Origin of the sequence: Gordonia sp. p3-SID1431, assembly GCF_025143765.1 — a bacterium.
GTDB lineage: Bacteria > Actinomycetota > Actinomycetes > Mycobacteriales > Mycobacteriaceae > Gordonia > Gordonia hongkongensis.
On sequence record NZ_JAMBDT010000177.1, the window covers coordinates 1 to 3,801 of the forward strand.

Genomic DNA, 3,801 nt, shown 5'->3' on the forward strand with positions numbered 1-3,801 from the left:
GCGCACCGAGTTGATCGTCTTCTCGACTTCCCAGAAGGCGCGCAGTGCCGACAGCTTGCCGTCGGCGTCGGCGCGATAGGTGAACACCCCGCGCGCCTCGGAGACATGGCCGGCGATGTGGGTGACGATGCTGCCGATGTAGGCTACCTCGTTCCCGCAGATGATCTCCTCGTCGAAGCGGAACTCGATGCTCTCGGTCGTCCCGATCGATTTGTCCCAGAACTCCGAGATCTGCTCGTGCCCGCGGAATCCGACGCCGTCCGGGTCGAACATCGACGGGCCGACCGGGTCCTCGACCGTGGCGTCTGCCGCGAAGTTGTCGATCCAGGCCTGTTTGTCCCTGGATTCCACGAACTCACGCGAACGACGCCCCGCCACGACTGCGGGATGGTTCTCCCGGTCGATGCCGAGGTAGGCCGGTGTCTGCTCTGCTGCGGTCACTTGGTGCCGTAGTCGACGCGGAGTTCCTTGACGCCGTTGATCCAGCCGTGGCGCAGACGGCGCGGTGCGTCGAGTTTGGTGATGTCGGGCACCATGTCGGCGAGCGCGTTGAACATCAGGTTGATCTCCATCCGCGCGAGGTTCGCACCGACGCAGAAGTGCGCACCGTTGCCGCCGAACCCGACGTGCGGGTTGGGATCGCGCATGATGTTGAACGAGAACGGATCGTCGAAAACGTCCTCGTCGTAGTTCGCCGAACCGTAGAACATGCCGACGCGCTCACCCTTGGCGATGTCGACGCCGCCGATCTGCGTGTCGCGCTTGGCCGTCCGCTGGAAGCAGTTGACCGGGGTCGCCCACCGCACGATCTCGTCGACCGCGGTCGCCGGGCGCTCCTTCTTGAACAGTTCCCACTGATCGGGGTTGTCCAGGAAGGCATTCATCCCGTGGCTGATGGCGTTGCGGGTGGTCTCGTTGCCGGCGACGGTCAGCAGGATGAAGAAGAACCCGAACTCGGTCTCGTCGAGCGACTGCCCGTCGATGTCGGCGTTCACCAGCGTGGTGACGATGTCCTCGCCGGGATTCTTACGCTTCTCCTCGGCCATCGTGTAGCCGTAGCCGAGGATCTCGGCGTTGGCCTGCTGCGGATCCGTCGTGTAATCCGGGTCGTCGGCGTTCATCATCGAGTTCGACCAGTCGAACAGCTTCTCCCGATCCACCTCCGGCACGCCGAGGAGGTCGGCGATGGCCAGCAGCGGCAGGTCGACGGCCACGTCTTTGACGAAGTCACCGCTGCCCTTCTCCGCGGCCTTGGCGACGATGTCGCGGGCGGCGTCGTCGAGCTTCTCCTCGAGTGAATGCACGGCGCGCGGCGTGAACAACTTGGAGACCAGCTTGCGCAGGCGGGTGTGCTCCGGCGGATCGTGGTTGATCAGCAACGCCTTGGTGATCTCGATCTGATCGGCGGTCATGTCGTCTTCGAAACGCATGATGACGCCGTTGGCGTTGGTTTCCCAGTCCTCGTTGTTCTTGGAGATCTCGCGGACATGGGCGTGCTTGGAGATCACCCAGTACCCGCCGTCGTGGAAACCACCGCCCTTGCCGGGCGCCTGGGCATTCCACCATACCGGCGCGGTCTTGCGCAGTTGCGCGAACTCCTTCACGGGGATTCCCTGCTCGAGCAGATCGGGGTTGGTGAAGTCCCACCCCTCCTGCTCCATGAACGGGCACTTCGCGACTACGTCGGAAGGGCTCGTGCGCGCAGAATCCGCCGGGGTCGGCTCGCTGCCGATCGGGGCGCTCTGGGCCTGGGTCACGTCACACCACCTCGCTGTGAGATTTAGAACCTGTTTCAATCACATTGAAGCACACTGTGACGCATACGACACTCTCAGACGAGAACTTGTTCTAGTTTTGTTCCCGACCCGGTATCTTGACCTGCGACCTTCCCTCACAGATTCATTCGCGTTCGTCGCCGTGCAGCGTCGACGCATGGCGTCGAACACCCGTCGAGTGGGCCGCCCTGCCCGCATCATCCACCCCAGCGTAGACGCAAACATAGAACGTGTTCTAGCGTGATCACAGCGGCCTCGACGGACCGTCGGGCCTCATCCGTGGACATCCGGGTTCACCGGTACGAACGAAGGAGTGGCGATGGGCGTTCCCGTCATCGTGGAAGCGGCGCGCACGCCGATCGGCAAGCGCAACGGTTGGCTCTCGGGCCTGCACGCCGAGGAGTTGCTCGGCATCACCCAACGCGGCCTCCTCGAGAAAGCGGGCCTCGACCCCGCCCTCGTCGAGCAGGCGATCGGCGGCTGCGTGACCCAGGCAGGCGCCCAGGCCGGCAACATCACGCGCAAGGCCTGGCTGTCCGCGGGTCTGCCGGAGGCGACCGGAGCCACCACCATCGACGCGCAGTGCGGTTCGGCGCAGCAGGCCAACCATCTGATCGCCGGGCTCATCGCCTCCGACGCGATCGACATCGGCGTCGCCTGCGGAGTGGAGACGATGTCGGTCGTTCCGCTCGGCGCGAACGTCGGCACCAATGCCGGTCCGTATCACGCGGATTCGTGGGACGTCGACATGCCGAACCAGTTCGAGGCCGCCGAACGGATCGCCAAACGCCGCGGTATCACGCGCGCCGACGTCGACGCGCTCGGCGAGCGCAGTCAACGCAACGCCCGTAAGGCATGGGACGAGGGTCGATTCGACCGCGAGGTCCTGAGCCTCAAGGCGCCCGAGCGCACCAAAGAAGGCGAACTGACCGGGAACATCCTCGACGTCAGCCGTGACCAGGGTCTGCGCGACACCACGCTCGAATCCCTGTCCGCGCTCAAACCCGTTCTCGAGGGCGGTATCCACACCGCTGGAACGTCGTCACAGATCTCCGACGGCGCGGCCGCCGTGCTCATCATGGACGAGTCCCGGGCACGCGAGCTGGGCCTGACACCGCGCGCACGCATCAAGGCGCAGGCGCTCGTCGGCGCGGAGCCGTCCTTCCACCTCGACGGTCCGGTCCAGGCGACCGAGCGCGTCCTGGCCAAGTCGGGAATGTCGTTGTCCGACATCGACATCGTCGAGATCAACGAGGCGTTCGCGTCCGTGGTACTCAGCTGGGCCCAGGTCCACGGCGCCGACCTGGACAAGGTCAACGTGAACGGCGGTGCCATCGCCCTGGGACACCCCGTGGGCAGCACCGGCTCTCGCCTGATCACCACCGCGCTGCACGAACTGGAGCGTCGGGACGGTCAGACCGCGCTGGTCACGATGTGCGCCGGCGGCGCCATGGCCACCGGCACCATCATCGAGCGCATCTGATGCCCGCACTCGACCCGAACAACAAGCCCGCGCAACTGGATTCGCCGATCGTCAGCAAGATCATCAAACTGGGGTCGAAGGCGAACACCGCGCTGTACAAGGCCACCGGTGGTCGCGTCGGGGGCACTTGGCGGGTCGGCGCGGGTCTACGCAAGCCCGCGCCGGTGTGCTTGCTGACCACCATCGGCCGCAAGTCGGGACAGCCGCGCACCGCGCCGCTGATCTACCTGCGGCGCGGGGACTCCTTCGTCGTGGTCGCCTCCCAGGGCGGCTCGGCGAAGAACCCCGCCTGGTACCTCAATCTCCGGGACAACCCGCAGGTCACCATCCAGATCGGCAAGGAGAAGCACGACCTCGTGGCGCGCACCGCCACCGATGCCGAGCGTGCCGAGCTCTGGCCTGATCTCGTCGACACCTACGCGGACTACGACACCTACGCCGCCTGGACGGAACGAACGATCCCGGTGGTCATCTGCGAGCCGGCCCGCTGATCGCTCAACACCTTCTGCTCTCCCGAGGTGCAACATCCTCCGCTCCCTGAGG

The 3,801-nt window shown here is 65.6% G+C and carries 4 protein-coding genes; 2 read left to right on the forward strand and 2 right to left on the reverse strand.

Annotated features, from left to right (window positions below; all coding sequences use genetic code 11):
* Positions 1 to 441 (reverse strand): nuclear transport factor 2 family protein (locus tag M4D77_RS23555; RefSeq protein ID WP_259937697.1); only part of this gene is annotated, 441 nt, incomplete at its 3' end.
* A complete protein-coding gene (locus M4D77_RS23560) occupies positions 438 to 1,757 on the reverse strand; it encodes a cytochrome P450 (protein ID WP_058253568.1) in 1,320 nt (439 codons plus the stop codon). The genes M4D77_RS23560 and M4D77_RS23555, both read right to left, overlap by 4 nt.
* A 337-nt stretch (positions 1,758 to 2,094) precedes the next feature.
* Here M4D77_RS23560 and M4D77_RS23565 point away from each other — a divergent pair, with 337 nt between their 5' ends.
* A complete protein-coding gene (locus M4D77_RS23565) occupies positions 2,095 to 3,258 on the forward strand; it encodes a steroid 3-ketoacyl-CoA thiolase (RefSeq protein ID WP_068970424.1) in 1,164 nt (387 codons plus the stop codon).
* Positions 3,258 to 3,749 (forward strand): nitroreductase family deazaflavin-dependent oxidoreductase, encoded by a 492-nt coding sequence (locus tag M4D77_RS23570; RefSeq protein WP_058253570.1) that lies wholly within the window; start codon positions 3,258 to 3,260, stop codon positions 3,747 to 3,749. The genes M4D77_RS23565 and M4D77_RS23570 overlap by 1 nt, the downstream gene beginning before the upstream one ends.
* The last annotated feature ends 52 nt before the right edge of the window (positions 3,750 to 3,801 follow it).